At 44.5% G+C, this 19,829-nt stretch carries 10 protein-coding genes, 2 tRNA genes and 3 rRNA genes; 12 read left to right on the top strand and 3 right to left on the bottom strand.

Features of this window, described 5'->3' with window-relative positions:
* Nucleotides 1-8: 8 nt before the first annotated feature.
* Entirely contained in the window at nucleotides 9-1,199 is a 1,191-nt protein-coding gene (locus NQU59_RS02445; protein WP_257064840.1) for a hypothetical protein, read from the top strand.
* Nucleotides 1,200-1,246: 47 nt separating this feature from the next.
* On the opposite strand, the gene NQU59_RS02440 is transcribed toward NQU59_RS02445, so the two are convergent.
* Nucleotides 1,247-2,008, bottom strand: a complete 762-nt coding sequence (locus NQU59_RS02440) for a hypothetical protein (protein WP_257064837.1) — start codon at nucleotides 2,006-2,008, stop codon at nucleotides 1,247-1,249.
* Between the two features lie 316 nt (nucleotides 2,009-2,324).
* Complete coding sequence (locus NQU59_RS02435) at nucleotides 2,325-5,819, bottom strand: hybrid sensor histidine kinase/response regulator (RefSeq protein ID WP_257066112.1); 3,495 nt, start codon at nucleotides 5,817-5,819, stop codon at nucleotides 2,325-2,327.
* 184 nt (nucleotides 5,820-6,003) lie between these two features.
* On the opposite strand from NQU59_RS02435, the gene NQU59_RS02430 reads away from it, so the two are divergent.
* Both NQU59_RS02430 and NQU59_RS02425 read left to right on the top strand, forming a co-directional pair.
* A complete protein-coding gene (locus tag NQU59_RS02430; protein ID WP_005240366.1) occupies nucleotides 6,004-6,336 on the top strand; it encodes a DUF485 domain-containing protein in 333 nt (110 codons plus the stop codon).
* Between the two features lies 1 nt (nucleotide 6,337).
* Nucleotides 6,338-8,053 (top strand): cation acetate symporter, encoded by a 1,716-nt coding sequence (locus NQU59_RS02425; RefSeq protein WP_257064834.1) that lies wholly within the window; start codon nucleotides 6,338-6,340, stop codon nucleotides 8,051-8,053.
* A 53-nt stretch (nucleotides 8,054-8,106) separates the two neighbouring features.
* On the opposite strand, the gene NQU59_RS02420 is transcribed toward NQU59_RS02425, so the two are convergent.
* Nucleotides 8,107-9,315 (bottom strand): oxygenase MpaB family protein, encoded by a 1,209-nt coding sequence (locus NQU59_RS02420; RefSeq protein ID WP_257064832.1) that lies wholly within the window; start codon nucleotides 9,313-9,315, stop codon nucleotides 8,107-8,109.
* A gap of 85 nt (nucleotides 9,316-9,400) precedes the next feature.
* Here NQU59_RS02420 and NQU59_RS02415 point away from each other — a divergent pair, with 85 nt between their 5' ends.
* The 9 genes from NQU59_RS02415 to NQU59_RS02375 all read left to right on the top strand — a co-directional run bounded on the left by NQU59_RS02415 (nucleotide 9,401) and on the right by NQU59_RS02375 (nucleotide 19,765).
* A complete protein-coding gene (locus NQU59_RS02415) occupies nucleotides 9,401-9,997 on the top strand; it encodes a TetR/AcrR family transcriptional regulator (protein WP_096911368.1) in 597 nt (198 codons plus the stop codon).
* 45 nt (nucleotides 9,998-10,042) lie between these two features.
* Nucleotides 10,043-10,738 carry an ion channel gene (locus NQU59_RS02410; protein WP_005240358.1) on the top strand — a complete coding sequence of 232 codons (696 nt, stop codon included), beginning with the start codon at nucleotides 10,043-10,045 and terminating at the stop codon, nucleotides 10,736-10,738.
* Between the two features lie 152 nt (nucleotides 10,739-10,890).
* Nucleotides 10,891-12,867: a BCCT family transporter gene (locus NQU59_RS02405; RefSeq protein WP_257064830.1), complete on the top strand. Its 1,977-nt coding sequence runs from the start codon at nucleotides 10,891-10,893 to the stop codon at nucleotides 12,865-12,867.
* 704 nt (nucleotides 12,868-13,571) lie between these two features.
* Nucleotides 13,572-15,109 (top strand): 16S ribosomal RNA (locus NQU59_RS02400).
* 59 nt (nucleotides 15,110-15,168) lie between these two features.
* A tRNA-Ile gene (locus NQU59_RS02395) sits at nucleotides 15,169-15,245 on the top strand.
* Between the two features lie 55 nt (nucleotides 15,246-15,300).
* A tRNA-Ala gene (locus NQU59_RS02390) sits at nucleotides 15,301-15,376 on the top strand.
* Nucleotides 15,377-15,784: 408 nt separating this feature from the next.
* A 23S ribosomal RNA gene (locus NQU59_RS02385) occupies nucleotides 15,785-18,677 on the top strand.
* Between the two features lie 174 nt (nucleotides 18,678-18,851).
* A 5S ribosomal RNA gene (rrf, locus tag NQU59_RS02380) occupies nucleotides 18,852-18,966 on the top strand.
* Together the 16S, 23S and 5S rRNA genes with 2 tRNA genes alongside form the textbook arrangement of a ribosomal RNA operon.
* A 256-nt stretch (nucleotides 18,967-19,222) precedes the next feature.
* On the top strand, nucleotides 19,223-19,765 hold the full coding sequence (locus NQU59_RS02375) for a GNAT family N-acetyltransferase (protein ID WP_257064828.1): 543 nt from the start codon (nucleotides 19,223-19,225) through the stop codon (nucleotides 19,763-19,765).
* Nucleotides 19,766-19,829: the final 64 nt, after the last annotated feature.

Genomic DNA, 19,829 nt, shown 5'->3' with positions numbered 1-19,829 from the left:
AGGAAAAGATGCATCATATTTGGGACCAGAAAATAACAATTATTCAAGAATTACAACAACAGGGGTATGCCCGCATTGTAGTTGAAGCCTGGACTGATGAAGTTCGGGACAGTATCGATCAGATGTTGCGGCAGGCAGGATTCAGGCACTACCATGTGCATAAAATTAAGCATGAGCAGAACAGTTATGTGCTTGTTCTGACAAATTTAACTCATGATCTGCCTTATGCTTTGGAAAAGGTTTATCCAGCCAGATCGTCTTTTTTACGGATTTTACCGCTAATTCTGGCTGCGAGTTTGATGGCATTTACCGTACTGCTGAGTAGTTATGCCAAAGATCTAATGTCCTTTGTCGTGGTTCTCGTGATTCCGGCAATACTCGGTTCATTATTTGAATACTTTATGATTCGAAAACAGCCCAATCCCATTTTTCTCTCCAGACTGTTTAAAATTCAGCCGCTTGTTTTTGTGATCGTGATTGTATTCTGTGTGATCGTGTTGAGAGAAGGCATTATCTGTCTAATCATGCTCTTGCCCATTCTGTTGATGGGGTTGCTGCTGGGTGCGGGCTTGATGCGATTGATTTGTCATTATCTATGGAAACCTAGTGCAAAAATCTATTCTTTTGCACTGCTGCCTCTGATTTTATGGTTGTTGTTGCCTGATTTTAGCCGTACTGAATATGGACAAACCCAGCGCTCGGTCGTGATTCATGCGCCAGCACAGCAAGTATTTCAGGCTATTAACCAAATTGGTAAGATTCAGCCTGAAGAAGTCAAACACAGTTTTATTTTTAGCATGGGCTTTCCCAAACCTATTTTTGGTATGACCGAGCAGCATGAAGGCGAGCTGATACGCACCATCCAGTGGGAACGTGGTATCAAGTTTGAAGAAAAGGTGACCGCATCACATGCGCCGTATTTATTGTCATGGAAATACCAGTTTGCTCCAGATTCTTTTCCGAAGGGATCACTGGATGACTACCTGGAAATGGGCGGTAAGTATTTCGATTTGCTGAAAACAGATTATCAGTTGCAACAAATCGATGCGCACACCACCAAGTTGATTCTGAGCATTGATTATCGTTTATCCACTGAATATAACTGGTATAGCCGTTTATGGGTCAATTATGTTTTAAACGAGTTTAGTGATGTGGTGATGCAGATTCATAAACAGCGTTTAGAAAAAGATCGTTCTTGAATGAAAAGCCAAAGCGAAGCCACAATCTTGATTGTGGCCTCGGTCGGTTAGGCCAGACAATCCTGTTTTGGCATTAAGCTATCGCAATACAAGGGATTCAATGCGCATTGCAAATCATCAATCTGCTCTTGAGTCACATAACCTTTGGCTTTGAGATATTCAGCCACACGATCATCACGCAAACTTAAAAATGCAGCATCATATACACCCAAATCAACAAATAAAGCGGCGGTTTCCAAACTGTTAAAGTGATCCAGAAACACGTCATTTTCATACATCAAGAAAATATGGGTAAGCGGGGCATTGGTATCAACTTTTAAGCGTTGAGCCAATTGATCAGGACGTGTTTTGATAAATAGTAAATCAGAAAGTTCATCAAACTGGGTTTTATCGAGCTGGTTTTCGCCGCCTTTGACATGACCTAACCAGGCTTTGAAGACCAGTACCGCACCACCACGCAATAACATACTCCAGATTTGATGGCGGGTCTCATGGTCAAGATGAGCAGATTCATTTTCCAGCGCTTCCAAGAATTTTTGTTCTTGTTGTGCCAGTTTTTCAAATAAGCCCAAGCCTTGTGGATGGTAAGCCGCAGGTGCAAACACATCAAAATTGAGTTGATCAAATACATTGAGTGCCAGTGGAACAGCGGCTTGATAAAGCGTATTCAGTGCACGTAAATGGGTATCCTCCAGTTTGCTATGCACAAAAATCGTTTGCCAATCCAGCTCAGGTAATAATGCATTGGCACTATATTGGCGATACAGCTGTTGTGAACTGTGGTCAGTTGATGAGTGATTACTATTCATGATCAATGTCCTTTTTGACAATGTTTGTGATGAGAACCCAATAAACCTTCATTGGGCTTTCAATCTCGTTGATCAATTTATGCGGGATCAAGAAAGCAAGTAGAATACGACTAAAGTTGTAGATAGGATTTTTATGCTAAAATTTAATAATAAAAACAGCATCTTATTTAATTGTAAGTAAGTGTACAAACGTTCACTAATGTAAGTGAACGTTTTTGCCATAGCCAATCATGATTTGAGCACTTTGGTCAATTTATCGTTGCACTAAGCGCTGCTTTTTGATGGTTTTTGCCTATGTTGCAAAATATTTGGTCATTTATTGCATTGGCATGATTTTTAAACCTGATAACCAAGCTCTTAAACCCGCAGGTTTTAATGGCTTTTTCAACAATACAATATTCTGCTGCTTTAAATATTGTGGTAACTCAGGATCAGAATCTGCAGTAATCAGGGCCACTGGAATATGTGCAGGACGATATTGTTCAATGAAATCCAGACCACGTTGATCATGGTTTAAATGTTGGTCGATGAGCCAAACCTGAATATCTTCCTGTTCAATCAATTGCAATGCTTGCTCAGGTTCAGTGGCCGTAAAAATCTGATACCCCCATTTACTTAGCAAGGTGTGCATGCCTGCTAAAATGGTTTCATCATTATCCAAACACAACACTTTGTAGGCGGTGTGCTGTAGTGCGGTCACTTGTGGTGTGTTCATCTTAATTTTCGGTGCATCGACCAACGGCACTTCGATCATGAAGCATGAGCCTTTACCCAGTTGCGAATATACATAGACAGGAAAATCAAGCAGGCTGGTCATGCGTTGCACGATCGCCAGCCCGAGGCCAAGACCTTGTTCACCCCAAGGTGAGGTGTGTCCACAACGTTCAAACTCTTGGAATAGTTTCAGGCGTTGTTGTTCATTAATCCCAGGGCCAGTATCCCAGACCCCAATTCTAATATGCTTCGGACGTTGAGCTGAACGTAACACACCGACCACCACACGACCTTGTGCGGTATAGCGCAATGCATTGCTGACAAAGTTCTGGATAATGCGTCGCATCCATTGTGGGTCGGTATCGACCCAAAATTTAGTGTCGTGAACAGACAGTTGAATATTGCGTTGCGCCGCAATCGATTTAAATTGCAGCTCAAGGTCATTTAACAGGTCATGCAGAGAATAGGCTTGACGTTTAGCTTGAATGGTACCGCCTTCCAAACGGGCAATATCCAGTAGTGCAGAGAGCATACTTTCCGCGCCATACAGGGCACGATCCAGCTGTTGCAAGGTTTGTTGATCTTCCGTTGAATGTACGCTTTGTTCTAGCGCGGTACTAAACAAACGTGCTGCATGCATCGGCTGTAATAAGTCATGGCTGGCGGCTGCCAAAAAGCGGCTTTTGGATTGATTGGCTTTATCGGCTTGTTCCAGCGCCAATTGCTGTTCAGTCAGGGCATTGGCTAGCTGTTGAGTTCGATCACTGACACGCTCTTCCAAGATGGCTTCATTTTCGCGGAAGGCGGTAATATCCGCGAATGTTGTGACAAAACCACCGCCTTCAATTGGATTGCCGCGCATTTGAATGACCAAACCATCTTTACGGATGCGTTCAAATTCATGTGCACTGCCGACTTTCATCCAGTGCAGCCGTTTACGGACGTGTTCTTCCACAGGGCCGGGACCACATTCACCACGCTCCGCGTTATAACGAATCAAATCAGCGATTGGACAGCCGACATAGACCAGATCCTTAGGATAATCAAACAGTTTAAGATATTGATTATTCCATGCCACCAGACACATGTTTTTATCTACCACGCTGACACCCTGGGTCATATGATCAATCATGGTCATGAGTAAGTTTTGGTTGAAACGTTGCCACTGCGAGGCCTGATCCAGAATATTGGCGACTTGCCCAAGGGCTAGGCCATTGTTAATCATGGCGGTGGTCAGCAAGGTACGGGCAGAAGCGGCACCAATAATCCCAGCCAGATATTGCTCGGTAAAACGCCACCACATGCCATTGGCTACGTGATTCTCATTTAAAACTACATGGTTTTGTTCACAGAACTGCTGGAAGGCTTGCAGGGTAGGCTTATCCCCTGTAACCCGTTTGGCCAGAGCCAGTAGATCACCGACTTTGAGGCGTGCAGCATTCAAATGCAGGTCGGTCAGGTCAGTATTCGATTGTGCGGATGGCAAAGGTTTGCTTTCATAATAGAAAAAGCTTTCTGCCTGAATTTGTTCTGCCACACTTGGACGATAGAGGCGAGATACCCAGATATACAGCACCACGTTGAGACCCAATGACCACAATACGCCGTGGGTGAGGGGCGCAAAAGATTCAAATCCGAGGAGTGCTTCAGGACGTAAGCCATTAATGTCAAAAGGGCCAAACAATAACAGATGTTGTGCAAAGTCTTGATAATGATCAGGCAAACTACGCAATACCGTTGGGAAGAGCAGTGTATAGCTCCACATGGCAAAGCCCATGAGTAAGCCGACATAGACCCCTTGACGACTGGCACCGCGCCAGTAGAGTCCACCAATCAGTGCAGGAGAAAATTGTGCCACTGCACTAAAGGCCAATAAACCAAAAACAGAAAGCTGGTTAATGTCATTAAAGAAGTGGAAGAATAAAAAACCCAGCAACATCACACTGATGATGCTAATCCGACGGGTTAGTTTCAGCACACGCGGCAAATGTTGATCATGGCGGGAAATGATTTTAAAGCGCCATAATGCAGGCATGATCAGGTCATTACTCAGCATGATCGACAGTGCTACTGAGGCCACCAACAGCATCCCTGTTGAAGCTGAAAAGCCGCCTAAGAATGCCAATAAGGCCAACCATTCTTGTTGATAGCTTAAAGGCAGGGCCAATACCGCTATATCTGGCGTACCCAGTGATTCTGGTAAGGAGTGTAATGCCCAACTGGCAATCGGGATAATTGCAATCACAGTCAGAATGAGATAAGCCGCGAACCAGCGTCGTGCGCCGCGAATATGTTTTTCATCACGTAGTTCGACCACGGCCACGTGAAACTGGCGCGGCAGGCAAATCATGGCTAAGCCCGCCAACAAGGTCTGCACCCAAAAGGTTTCAGGAACGCCCAATTGTTGCAGGTCATGGAAATGCTGGTGAACATCGCTGCTGACCTGTTTGATATTGTCAGGCGATTGCAATAAGAAGAATGCCGCTACACAGAGTAGAGCAAACAGTTTGACAAAGGACTCAAATGCAACGGCTAACATCAAGCCGCCGTGTTGTTCGGTATGGGCAATATGACGGGTACCAAAAATCATTGCCAAAATTGCCAGTACGGCTGTCAATACCAACACACTATTGGTGGTGGTGTGAATATGGGCATTTTGCTCCAGAATCACCGATGCACTCAAGGCAATGGCACGTAGTTGCAACGCCAGATAGGGCACAATTGCAATCACGGCTAGAATGGTCACTAACGCAGCTAAACTACCGCTCTTGCCGTAACGAGCGGCAACAAAATCGGCAATCGACGAAATGGCATGGTGCTGACGAATCCGGCCTAAGCGCTTCCAGATATCATAACCAAACCAGATAAACAGTAATGGACCCAGATAAATGGGGAGGAAAATCACACCTTGGCGAACGGCTGCGCCTGTCGCACCGTAAAAAGTCCATGAAGAGCAATAGACACCCAAGGTTAAACTGAACAGCAGCATCCGACCGCGCATACCTAAACGGCTGGCATGTTTTTCGCCAAAAAAAGCACAGCCGAATAACAGCACAATATACAGGGCCAATACCCCAAGAATAAGCCAACTGTTCATATTGCTCACGTGATCAAATTCCATTTTTTATCATACCCGAAGCACAGGCAGAGCAAGGAGTAGAGATTTGCATTTAGAGACCAAAGTCTAAGTTACGAGTCAAGCATAATCTTGTTAATTTGAATAATGAAAAATCCCATGCGGAAAAGGGTCCACGGTTGGGCACAAAAATAAGGAGTTGATTATGGATGATTCACAGGTAGATCGCATTCTACATAATCCAAAGTTTCAAGAGATGGTCAGCAAAAAGCGCACATTAAGTTGGACATTAACAGCAATCATGCTGTTTATCTACGTTGGATTTATGCTTTTGGTTGGTTACAACAAAGAATTTTTAGCGAGTTCATTTAGCGGTGGCGTAACTACTTGGGGAATTCCTCTTGGGTTAGGCATTATCGTATTGTCATTTGTCTTATGTGGTGTGTATTCCTACATTGCCAATAATACGCTCGACCAACTGAATGAAGAGGCGCTCAAGGAAGTTGAGGCCATTGCACATGAAAAAGGGATGCACTGAGATGAAAGGGACATCATTTAAAGCGATATTGTTTACGCTGCTCAGCTTTTGTTGTAGCAGTGTCGCATTTGCGGGCCCAGATTTGGGTGCGGCTGAACAGCAGGCAACCAACTGGCATGCGATCATTATGTTTATGATCTTTGTTGGTTTTACCTTGTTCATCACCAAGTGGGCAGCAAAACAGACGCAATCCGCACAAGACTTCTATACCGCAGGTGGCGGAATCAGCGGTTTTCAAAATGGTTTGGCGATTGCAGGTGACTTTATGTCAGCGGCATCGTTCCTCGGTATTTCGGCACTCGTATTCAGTTCTGGTTTTGATGGTCTACTCTATTCACTGGGTTTTATGGTGGGTTGGCCAATCGTTTTATTCCTGGTGGCGGAACGTTTGCGTAACTTGGGTAAATATAACCTGTCCGATGTGGTGTCATTCCGTCTGGAAGAAAAACCCGTCCGTACCTTGGCTGCATTCAGCTCATTGGTGGTGGTTGCGTTCTATCTGATTGCACAGATGGTGGGTGCAGGTCAGTTGATCAAACTACTCTTTGGTTTGAACTACAACATTGCTGTAGTGATCGTCGGTTTGCTGATGATGGCCTATGTCATGTTCGGTGGGATGTTGGCGACGACTTGGGTACAAATTATTAAAGCGGTCATGTTACTCAGTGGTGCAACCTTTATGGCTTTCATGGTCATGAAAGCGGTTGGTTTTAGCTTCACCAATATGTTTAACCAAGCCATTGGTGTTTATAGCCAAGTACATCATATGAGTTGGGATGAAGCCGCAAAAATCATGGGACCGGGTAAACTGGCTGCCAACCCGATTGATGCGCTTTCTCTTGGTCTGGCCTTGATGTTTGGTACGGCTGGCTTACCGCATATCTTGATGCGTTTCTTCACTGTGAAAGATGCGAAAGAAGCACGTAAATCGGTTGTGGTGGCAACAGGCTTTATTGGTTACTTCTATCTTTTGACCTTCATTATCGGTTTTGGTGCGATCTTGTTTGTTGCCAACAATCCACAGTTTCTTGATGTTGCGAAATCAGCATTGACGGGTAAATTGGAGTTGGTGGGGGGGAACAACATGGCTGCGGTTCACTTAAGTGATGCCGTCGGCGGTGACCTGTTCATGGGCTTTATCTCTGCGGTGGCATTCGCAACCATCCTTGCTGTGGTAGCGGGCTTAACCCTTTCAGGTGCATCTGCAATTTCACATGACCTGTATGCCAACGTGTTTAAAAAAGGCAAAACCACGCCACAATCAGAGTTGCGTATGTCAAAAATCGCAACGCTAGGTTTAGCAATTTTTGCCATGATCTTGGGGGTTTTGTTCGAGAAACAAAACGTTGCCTTTATGGTGGGTTTGGCCTTCTCGGTGGCATGTTGTGCAAACTTCCCAGTGTTGGTGTTATCCATGTTCTGGAAAGGTTTAACCACACGTGGTGCAGTGATTGGTGGTGTTGTTGGTCTCGTGGGTGCAGTGACCCTGATCATTCTGTCGAAAGCGGTTTGGGTAGATACACTGGCGATTTCTGAAACTGCGCCAAACCCATTCAATGGTCCAGCATTATTTGCTATGCCGCTTTCATTCCTTTGCTGCTGGTTCTTCTCGGTTACGGACAAATCAGCACGTGCAGAGAAAGAGCGTAAAGCCTTTGATGCTCAGTTTGTTCGCTCAATGACGGGGATCGGTGCATCTGGTGCTTCAGATCATTAATCACAATCAATTGTAAAATAAAAGCCCTCATTGATTGAGGGCTTTTTTATGGACTATTGATGCATACTGGCCAGTTGCTGCGTCTGATTTCGATAAAGAGACAAGCCGATGCGTTGTAGATGTCGTCCATTTTGCTCAAGCACTCGGTTTAACTTTGGAATAAATTTGGCACTGCTATACAGCGCTAAATTGCGACCAATCAGATAATAGGCAAACCATGAGGCCGATTGTGGGGCTAAACCCAACTTCTGCATTTTTTTGCGACCAATAAAAAACTGGGTAATTTCTAGATGTTGCTTATACGCCAGCTTCTGCTGGAAAGAGCGTAGATAGCGATATTTCCGCTCGAAGGGTTCTTTGGACAGACTGGAACCTAATGAAATACTGCTGGCATCTGATTGGGGGTGTGCAAATTGCATCCAGTACATCATTTTCCAACCCTCTGATTCTTTATTGACTAACCATTTTTCATCCACACCCATTAACCAGCCTACATATTTCCAGAAATGTAAAAAGCTATCAATTTCCTGCTTGTTAGGAAAAACCCCCAAAGCCCGAATACCAATCAGTACCACACCACTAAAAGCAATATTGGTCATCGCCTGATCATACTGGTTGATTGGTAGACCCCAAGTGTCGGCATCCCATTTCTCTGATTTTTGTAGCTGATGACGAACAAGTGAATGAATAAAACGTACAAAAATCGTAGAGGTAAAGCCTTTGCTAAAACGTTCAAACCCGTTTGGTTCGGTGATATCCACCCACCATTTGGTGGTTTCGGCTAAACGGGTTCCTGCCTGTTTTTTTAAAGCGCCTGTCAGAATTAAAGGTTGATTAAAACCAGGGTACAAATAACCTGTCATTAGCGATAAATCTCGCAGAACAAGTCCGTTATTGATGCCGAGGCGATAAGTAAATTTAATGGCTTCATCGATTTTGACTTGTTCATACCAATCAGGTTTTTGTTCCACTAACTGGAAGAAGGCGGTCAGTTCAGCAATTTCATGCGGCAATTTATCGAGACCTTGATATAACGCCGTTTCAAAGTATTTACGATGCTGTTTGGGATTTTGTAACACCCACAACAGCAGTTGATCCATCGGTGCATCTCCACTTTGCAGGGCGGTATTGAGCGCGAGATAATCTTCATAACTCGGCTGCACCTGCTGCTGGGTTATATAACTGAGAATTTTAGTTTTGATATTGGTTTGAATCATCTCTTCAAACCCTGCCAAGCGTTTAGGTCTAACGATACTTTGCATTGCATACAACCTGTGATTGTTATTTAATCAAAGCTTAATATGAATATTTATTCGCATTCAATTCGCATTTCAATTGAGGCTGAGGATGAGAAAAAGACCACAGCAACAGCGCGCCAAAATGATTGTTAACAGCATTCTGGAAGGGACACAGAAATGTATTTCTGAGTATGGTGTGCTACAGATCACAACCCCAAAAATTTCTGAAAAATCAGGGGTTAGTGTCGGTTCAATTTATCAGTATTTTGAAAATAAAGAACAGATCATCGCGGAATTGCTGTTGCGTAAAAGTGAACACTTGGGGCAAGCACTCAAGCAACTGGTGATGCTGCAACAACAAACTGCTATTCAGGACATCATCAGATTAAGTATCGCTTTTGGCTTTGAAACGTTGAAATCCGATCAGGGTTTTTTCATCGAGATTCTCAAAAACTGGCATGCCTATAGCGATTCCGAAGCGGCACAGCTACTGGAACAACATTTTCTGGAAATCGGCATGTATTTATTTGGTCGCTATTATCCACACTGGGATTTTGAAACTTTAAAACATAAATCTTTTGTGATAATTAACAGTACTTTATTTACCATGATGCGTTATGCCAGTAAGAATACCTTGTTGATTGAAGAACAACGACTGCAACAAGAACTCTCTAAAATGATTGTTGCCTTTTTAGTTACAGTCTGATGCGATTAACACAATGAAAATCATAACAATAGCAAGGAAAACAACATGCAGAGCTTAAAACAATTTTGGGATAGCTTTCGGTTATTGCCATCGGCATGGTTATTACTGGTTCAGCTGGCGTTATTGGTTTTATATATGTTGACTACAGGGCACAGTGAATATCGGGCTTTAACCTGGTCCTTGGGTGTTTTGGCATTATTGATTATTGCCAAAGTGATTCGGCAAAGCCCTGTGTTTACCTTTTGGGGACTGATCTTTGTCAGTGGTGCCTTTCTATTTTCGATTATGATTTTTATGGGTTATGGCAACCCGACCATTCAAATCATTGCCCATAGTTTCGAAGCTTTGGCCTATTTCTATGCGGCCTATGGTCTGTTGCGCTATATGTTTGCGGATCGTTATCTGACCAAAGATGAATTGTTTGCAGCGGGAGCGGTATTTACCTTAATCGCTTGGGCTTTTGCCTTTCTATATAGTATCTGTCAGCTAATTCTGCCTGATAGTTTCCAAAATCCCAATCAGCCACAAGCACTACAAAGTTGGCTTGATCTACTCTTCCTCAGCTTTAGCCTGCAATCGGCAACGGGTCTGTCTGATTTGATGCCACTGAGTCCAGCAGCTCGTGTGCTGGCCATGTTACAAATGTTTGGTGGGGTGATGTATCTGGCTGTCGTGGTCTCTCGTTTGATTGCTTTACAGTATATTGCGCATGTGCCTAAACAGTTGAATGATAAAGATTAGCTTTGTTACAGCATTACAACTGCTTTATTTTTCACATTTTTTATAATTTATACCGAGTTTTGCGAAATTTAAGCTCGCTTTTGTTCACTGTGTGAATGTCTTCTTTGGCCATTATGGCCTGTCCATTATCATTAGAATAACGTGAGGGAATTATGCCTTCCAAGCCATCTTCGCAGTTTGCGAATGTGAATCCAAACGTGTTTTTAAGCACGGTAATAATCATTGCGATTTTTATCGCAATCGTTGTCATCGCACCCAGTTCATTTGAATTTTTGACCCAACAACTGAAGCAATGGATTACGGACTCTTTTAGCTGGTTCTATGTTTTATCTGTTGCGGTATTTCTGATTCTGCTGATTTATATTGCCTGTTCAGCCAGCGGTAAAATCAAATTAGGACCTGATCACAGCCAACCTGAATATAGCAATGGCTCGTGGTTTGCCATGCTGTTTACCGCAGGCATGGGTATCGGTTTGATGTTCTTTGGTGTGGCTGAACCTGTGATGCACTATGTCAGCCCACCGAGTGGTGACCCTGAAAGTGTAGCTGCGGCACAACAAGCCCTGAGGATTACCTTTTTCCATTGGGGTTTACATGCATGGGCGATTTACGCCGTGGTTGGACTGGCTTTGGCCTATTTTGCTTATCGCCATAATCTGCCGTTAAAAACCCGTTCGGCTTTATATCCCATTATTGGTAAGAAAATTTATGGGCCTTGGGGCGATGGTATTGATACCTTCGCTACCATTGGTACCGTTTTTGGTGTAGCAACCTCTCTCGGTTTTGGTGTGACGCAAATCAACTCAGGCCTACATTATCTATTTGGAATCGAGCAAAGTAGCCAAGTCCAAGTCGGTTTAATTGTATTTGTGAGTATTTTGGCATCCATGTCCGTATTTTTGGGCTTAGATAAGGGGGTAAAACGCCTTTCTGAGCTGAACCTGATTCTGGCTTTGGTGCTGCTGGCCTTTGTGTTTATTGCGGGGCCAAGTATCTATTTACTGCAAACCACCATTCAAAACATGGGTTCGTATATGTCGAATCTATTTGGTATGACCTTTAACCTCTATGCCTATCAACCGAATGGCTGGATTGGCGGTTGGACCATTATGTACTGGGCATGGTGGATTTCATGGTCGCCATTTGTGGGGATGTTTATTGCCCGTGTGTCGCGTGGCCGAACCATTCGTGAATTTATTGTCGGGGTGTTACTGATTCCGACAGGCTTTACCATCATCTGGATGGGCTTTTTAGGTAATGCTGCTTTATTCAGTATTATGCAAGAACATAATGTAAGTTTGCTTCATGCTGTGCAAACGGATTCATCAGTGGCTTTATTTGAGTTTTTGAATCACTTGCCGTTTTCAGGAGTGATGAGCTTATTGGCGACGGTATTGGTGATGCTCTTTTTCGTCACCTCTGCGGATTCGGGTGCGTTGGTTACCGATTATCTCACCGCTAAAACTGAAAACTCTCCAACATGGCAACGTTTGTTTTGGACGGTGTTGATGGCAGCATTGGCCATTATTCTATTGTTGGTGGGTGGTCTGTCTGCATTGCAATCTTCCATCATTATGAGTGCATTACCTTTTACTTTTATTATGTTGTTGATGAGCTGGGGGCTGTTAAAGGCCTTAAAGCTGGATGTCACCAAGATGAAAGCCATTCAGGAAGCGCGCATTACCCCACGTGCCATCAATAATCCACGTAGTTGGCAGCAACGTCTGGGTCTGATCATGCATTACCCGGATACAGAAACTGAAGTTCAGCACTATATCGAGACACAGGTGCGTAAAGCCTTTGAAAGTATTCAACGTGAATTTAAACGCCGTCACTTGGAAGTGGAGATACGTGAAATCGAAAATGGTCTGCAATTGCATGTCGATCATCATCATGAAATTAACTTCACTTATAAAGTGATCTCCCATGCCACTGTTCCACCAAGTTTTATGTTGGGACGAGCGGAGGAAGATGAGGCCAATTACTTCCAAGCAGAAGTCTTCTTAAGAGAGGGTGGGCAAAACTATGATGTGATGGATTGGACGCAGGAAGATTTAATCCAGGACATTATTGATCAATATGAACGTCATCTATACTTCTTGAATATTGTGAGAGGGAGTACTCCTTAAGAGAAAGTACTTATTGCAATACTGAAAACAACGGTTTTGAGCGATCAAAGCCGTTGTTTTTATTCTGGGTGATGGAATTTTAAACATTCATTGAATAGGAGACAGATTTTTGAATCGAGTGAGGTGTTTAAAATAAAAGCAAAATATAAAAATAAAGCGGTTTTATTGCTGATAATAAAAACATATTTTTAATAAAGTAGTTAAATTTCAAATGGTTAGTGTGTTTAAATTCACTTTTAAGATAATTAATAAATTTTAAATTATATAAATCAGTGAATTAGATGCGTTAAAGTTTAAAAATAAAACAACCGAATAATTTAATTTTTGAAAGTGCTTGCAACGGGTCTGAAATACTGTAGAATGCACATCCATCGGCGGTGATGCAGATAAAAACTTGTTGAGAAACAAGGATTTGGCTGAAAAGGTTAGATTCTTGAGTTGATTAATAAGTTTGCTAAATATCTAAATTACCTGTTGACTTTTAAGAAATTGAGAGTAATATAGCCGACCTAGCTTGATGATGACGAATCATCGAGAAGATCATTAAGAGAATAGAAGAACAACTTGTGTGGATTTTTACTAGTTGATCAATCGAAAATATTTCATTGATTGAAGAGTAGAAATTTCTCGAAGTTTATTTGAGCGAATTTTTAGTCAGAAAATTGATGAGCCAAGATTTGTAGCCATAAGCTACTAATGATTTTAAACTGAAGAGTTTGATCATGGCTCAGATTGAACGCTGGCGGCAGGCTTAACACATGCAAGTCGAGCGGGGAAGGGTAGCTTGCTACCTAACCTAGCGGCGGACGGGTGAGTAATGCTTAGGAATCTGCCATTTAGTGGGGGACAACATTCCGAAAGGAATGCTAATACCGCATACGTCCTACGGGAGAAAGCAGGGGATCTTCGGACCTTGCGCTAAATGATGAGCCTAAGTCGGATTAGCTAGTTGGTGGGGTAAAGGCCTACCAAGGCGACGATCTGTAGCGGGTCTGAGAGGATGATCCGCCACACTGGGACTGAGACACGGCCCAGACTCCTACGGGAGGCAGCAGTGGGGAATATTGGACAATGGGCGGAAGCCTGATCCAGCCATGCCGCGTGTGTGAAGAAGGCCTTATGGTTGTAAAGCACTTTAAGCGAGGAGGAGGCTACTTAGATTAATACTCTAGGATAGTGGACGTTACTCGCAGAATAAGCACCGGCTAACTCTGTGCCAGCAGCCGCGGTAATACAGAGGGTGCGAGCGTTAATCGGATTTACTGGGCGTAAAGCGTGCGTAGGCGGCTTTTTAAGTCGGATGTGAAATCCCCGAGCTTAACTTGGGAATTGCATTCGATACTGGGAAGCTAGAGTATGGGAGAGGATGGTAGAATTCCAGGTGTAGCGGTGAAATGCGTAGAGATCTGGAGGAATACCGATGGCGAAGGCAGCCATCTGGCCTAATACTGACGCTGAGGTACGAAAGCATGGGGAGCAAACAGGATTAGATACCCTGGTAGTCCATGCCGTAAACGATGTCTACTAGCCGTTGGGGCCTTTGAGGCTTTAGTGGCGCAGCTAACGCGATAAGTAGACCGCCTGGGGAGTACGGTCGCAAGACTAAAACTCAAATGAATTGACGGGGGCCCGCACAAGCGGTGGAGCATGTGGTTTAATTCGATGCAACGCGAAGAACCTTACCTGGCCTTGACATACTAGAAACTTTCCAGAGATGGATTGGTGCCTTCGGGAATCTAGATACAGGTGCTGCATGGCTGTCGTCAGCTCGTGTCGTGAGATGTTGGGTTAAGTCCCGCAACGAGCGCAACCCTTTTCCTTATTTGCCAGCGAGTAATGTCGGGAACTTTAAGGATACTGCCAGTGACAAACTGGAGGAAGGCGGGGACGACGTCAAGTCATCATGGCCCTTACGGCCAGGGCTACACACGTGCTACAATGGTCGGTACAAAGGGTTGCTACCTAGCGATAGGATGCTAATCTCAAAAAGCCGATCGTAGTCCGGATTGGAGTCTGCAACTCGACTCCATGAAGTCGGAATCGCTAGTAATCGCGGATCAGAATGCCGCGGTGAATACGTTCCCGGGCCTTGTACACACCGCCCGTCACACCATGGGAGTTTGTTGCACCAGAAGTAGGTAGTCTAACCGCAAGGAGGACGCTTACCACGGTGTGGCCGATGACTGGGGTGAAGTCGTAACAAGGTAGCCGTAGGGGAACCTGCGGCTGGATCACCTCCTTAACGAAAGATTGGTGACTGGTAAGAATCCACAACAAGTTGTTCTTCGAAGATGTATCTGAGGGTCTGTAGCTCAGTTGGTTAGAGCACACGCTTGATAAGCGTGGGGTCACAAGTTCAAGTCTTGTCAGACCCACCAAATCTGATTGCTGAAGCTTAGATTAAAAGATATGTCGTTCATTAAGTGATAAGCTGGGGACTTAGCTTAGTTGGTAGAGCGCCTGCTTTGCACGCAGGAGGTCAGGAGTTCGACTCTCCTAGTCTCCACCATGAATTAAAAGAGTTTGTAAGAACGAAATTAATTCAAAGCTAAGAAGATTATAGAGTTTAGTGAATACAGTCCAAGTTGACTGGTTTATTAATCTCTGTGATTTATCACAGTTTACTACGCACCGACGAGGTGGTAGTTAATCATTAACAGATTAGTAGAATTGAGTCTGAAATAAATTGTTCAAACTCGATTAATTTGACACTAACGGTAATACGTAAGTATTTCAGTTAGATGAAGAGTTAATCTGAGAACTAGCAAAAACACTGAATCAAGCGTTTTGGTATATGAATTTAGATTGAAGCTGTACGGTGATTAAGTTCACGAAACAACAAGCTGTATGAATTAATGTTTACATTGATTCTGTTGCTACACCCACTTGTAGGTGTAACGACTGTTTGGGGTTGTATAGTCAAGTAATTAAGTGCATGTGGTGGATGCCTTGGCAGTCAGAGGCGATGAAAGACGTGATAGCCTGCGAAAAGCTCCGGGGAGGCGGCAAATATCCTTTGATCCGGAGATTTCTGAATGGGGGAACCCACCCGCTACAAGGCGGGTATCATAAGCTGAATACATAGGCTTATGAAGCGAACGAGGGGAAGTGAAACATCTCAGTACCCTTAGGAAAAGAAATCAATTGAGATTCCCTTAGTAGCGGCGAGCGAACGGGGAGCAGCCCATTAAGTTGTGTGTGTTCTAGTGGAACGCTCTGGGAAGTGCGAACGTAGAGGGTGATATTCCCGTACACGAAAGGGCACACACAATGATGACGAGTAGGGCGAGGCACGTGAAACCTTGTCTGAATATGGGGGGACCATCCTCCAAGGCTAAATACTCCTGACTGACCGATAGTGAACCAGTACCGTGAGGGAAAGGCGAAAAGAACCCCTGTGAGGGGAGTGAAATAGATCCTGAAACCGCATGCATACAAGCAGTGGGAGCCGACTAGTTCGGTGACTGCGTACCTTTTGTATAATGGGTCAGCGACTTATATTCAGTAGCAAGGTTAACCGCATAGGGGAGCCGTAGAGAAATCGAGTCTTAATAGGGCGTTTAGTTGCTGGGTATAGACCCGAAACCAGGCGATCTATCCATGAGCAGGTTGAAGGTTGGGTAACACTAACTGGAGGACCGAACCCACTGTCGTTGAAAAGCCAGGGGATGACTTGTGGATAGGGGTGAAAGGCTAATCAAGCCTGGTGATAGCTGGTTCTCCCCGAAAGCTATTTAGGTAGCGCCTCGGACGAATACCATTGGGGGTAGAGCACTGTTTCGGCTAGGGGGTCATCCCGACTTACCAAACCGATGCAAACTCCGAATACCAATGAGTACTATCCGGGAGACAGACTGCGGGTGCTAACGTCCGTAGTCAAGAGGAAAACAATCCAGACCGCCAGCTAAGGCCCCAAAATCATAGTTAAGTGGGAAACGATGTGGGAAGGCATAGACAGCTAGGAGGTTGGCTTAGAAGCAGCCACCCTTTAAAGAAAGCGTAATAGCTCACTAGTCGAGTCGGCCTGCGCGGAAGATGTAACGGGGCTAAAACTATGTGCCGAAGCTGCGGATTTGACTTTAAGTCAAGTGGTAGGGGAGCGTTCTGTAAGCCGATGAAGGTGTATTGAGAAGTATGCTGGAGGTATCAGAAGTGCGAATGCTGACGTGAGTAACGACAAAACGGGTGAAAAACCCGTTCGCTGAAAGACCAAGGGTTCCAGTCCAACGTTAATCGGGGCTGGGTGAGTCGACCCCTAAGGCGAGGCCGAGAGGCGTAGTCAATGGGAAATTGGTTAATATTCCAATACTTCTGTGTAATGCGATGAGAGGACGGAGAAGGTTAAGTCAGCCTGGCGTTGGTTGTCCAGGTGGAAGGCAGTAGGCATGCATCTTAGGCAAATCCGGGGTGCTCTATGCTGAGAGCTGATAGCAAGCTGTACTTGTACAGTGAAGTGGCTGATACCATGCTTCCAGGAAAAGTCTCTAAGCTTCAGTTACACAGGAATCGTACCCGAAACCGACACAGGTGGTCAGGTCGAGTAGACCAAAGCGCTTGAGAGAACTCTGCTGAAGGAACTAGGCAAAATGGTACCGTAACTTCGGGAGAAGGTACGCTGCTGACGGTGATGGGACTTGCTCCCTGAGCTATTGGCAGCCACAGAAACCAGGCCGCTGCAACTGTTTATTAAAAACATAGCACTCTGCAAACACGAAAGTGGACGTATAGGGTGTGATGCCTGCCCGGTGCTGGAAGGTTAATTGATGGGGTTAGCGTAAGCGAAGCTCTTGATCGAAGCCCCAGTAAACGGCGGCCGTAACTATAACGGTCCTAAGGTAGCGAAATTCCTTGTCGGGTAAGTTCCGACCTGCACGAATGGCATAATGATGGCGGCGCTGTCTCCAGCAGAGGCTCAGTGAAATCGAAATCGCTGTGAAGATGCAGTGTACCCGCGGCTAGACGGAAAGACCCCGTGAACCTTTACTGCAGCTTGACATTGAACTTTGACCTTACTTGTGTAGGATAGGTGGGAGGCTTTGAAGTTAGAACGCTAGTTCTAATGGAGCCGTCCTTGAAATACCACCCTGGTAATGTTGAGGTTCTAACTCTGCCCCGTAATCCGGGGCGAGGACCATGTCTGGTGGGTAGTTTGACTGGGGCGGTCTCCTCCTAAAGAGTAACGGAGGAGTACGAAGGTGCGCTCAGCGTGGTCGGAAATCACGCGTAGAGTATAAAGGCAAAAGCGCGCTTAACTGCGAGACCCACAAGTCGAGCAGGTACGAAAGTAGGTCTTAGTGATCCGGTGGTTCTGTATGGAAGGGCCATCGCTCAACGGATAAAAGGTACTCTGGGGATAACAGGCTGATACCGCCCAAGAGTTCATATCGACGGCGGTGTTTGGCACCTCGATGTCGGCTCATCCTCATCCTGGGGCTGAAGCAGGTCCCAAGGGTATGGCTGTTCGCCATTTAAAGAGGTACGCGAGCTGGGTTTAGAACGTCGTGAGACAGTTCGGTCCCTATCTACCGTGGGCGCTGGAAATTTGAGAGGATCTGCTCCTAGTACGAGAGGACCAGAGTGGACGAACCTCTGGTGTACCGGTTGTGACGCCAGTCGCATCGCCGGGTAGCTATGTTCGGAAGGGATAACCGCTGAAAGCATCTAAGCGGGAAGCCTACCTCAAGATAAGATTTCCCTAGGAATTTATTCCTCTAAAGAGCCGTTCGAGACTAGGACGTTGATAGGTTGGGTGTGGAAGCACGGTGACGTGTGAAGCTGACCAATACTAATTGCTCGTGAGGCTTGACTATACAACACCCAAACAGTTGTTGTATTCAAGATAAATTCAATACATAACTTGATTTAGTGTGAAAACTAGTTACAATACCGACTCAATTAACTAATCCGTTAATAACTCTTTGGATCGTAAGTAAGGCATACGATGAATACATCGTGATTAAGACCCGAAAGCACCACAACAGTTTGCTGGCGACAATAGCAAGAGTGAACCACCTGATCCCTTCCCGAACTCAGAAGTGAAACCTCTTAGCGCTGATGGTAGTGTGGCACTTGCCATGTGAGAGTAAGTCATCGCCAGCTTTTAAATCTAAACACCCCCATTCGAAAGAATGGGGGTGTTTTTATTGGGAAAATATAATTTAATATCTAAAAAGACGTAAATAAGAAATGCTATTAGGCCTGATATGATTTTCCATACACTTTTATTTGCTATCGGAAGCGCCTATTTAGGGTTTTTAATGATATATCCATTTGTTTTAATTAGATTTGACTAAAAATACTTCATTTCATCCTAATCCTTGCCTAAAATACATTCAATTTGAATTGAGCCTTTGCTATGCAGTTTAAAATTATCGCAGCCCGAGACCTAGAGCCACAACAGCGACAACAGATTGCCAAGTTGTGTTTTGCTGCTTTTGATGAGGATCCTTGGAGCCAATATGCTTTCATGCAAACAGCTACTCATCTCGTCGGTATCTTAAATGAAAAAATTGTATCGCATGCCCTATGGACAGATAGAGTTTTCACTATTCATGGTAATCATCAGGTAAAAACTGCTTATGTTGAATATGTGACGACTGATGAAATGATGCGGGGGAAAGGGTTGGCATCACAATTATTAAGATATTTGGTCGATGCTTTAACTCGCTTGGGTTATGAACTTGCCGCATTACAACCTGAAAATGATGCATTCTATAAAAAATTAGGCTGGACTTCTTGGTTGGGGGATTTATATATTCAGCAAGATACGTCCACTTATCTGACTGATGAGAATGAAATTATGCTGTATCCATTGAGCATCCAACTGAAAGAGTTGCTGTCACGTAGTACAGCTGATGATACGATTTGCGCTGATTGGCGAGAAGGTGAGCTCTGGTAATCCCTAGCTTAATCCACAACCCTGACTGAAATTATGCTAATAAGAGGCATATATAAAGATAGAA

This window comes from Acinetobacter colistiniresistens, assembly GCF_024582815.1.
Lineage (GTDB): Bacteria > Pseudomonadota > Gammaproteobacteria > Pseudomonadales > Moraxellaceae > Acinetobacter.
This window is presented reverse-complemented; position numbering and strand designations above follow the sequence as displayed.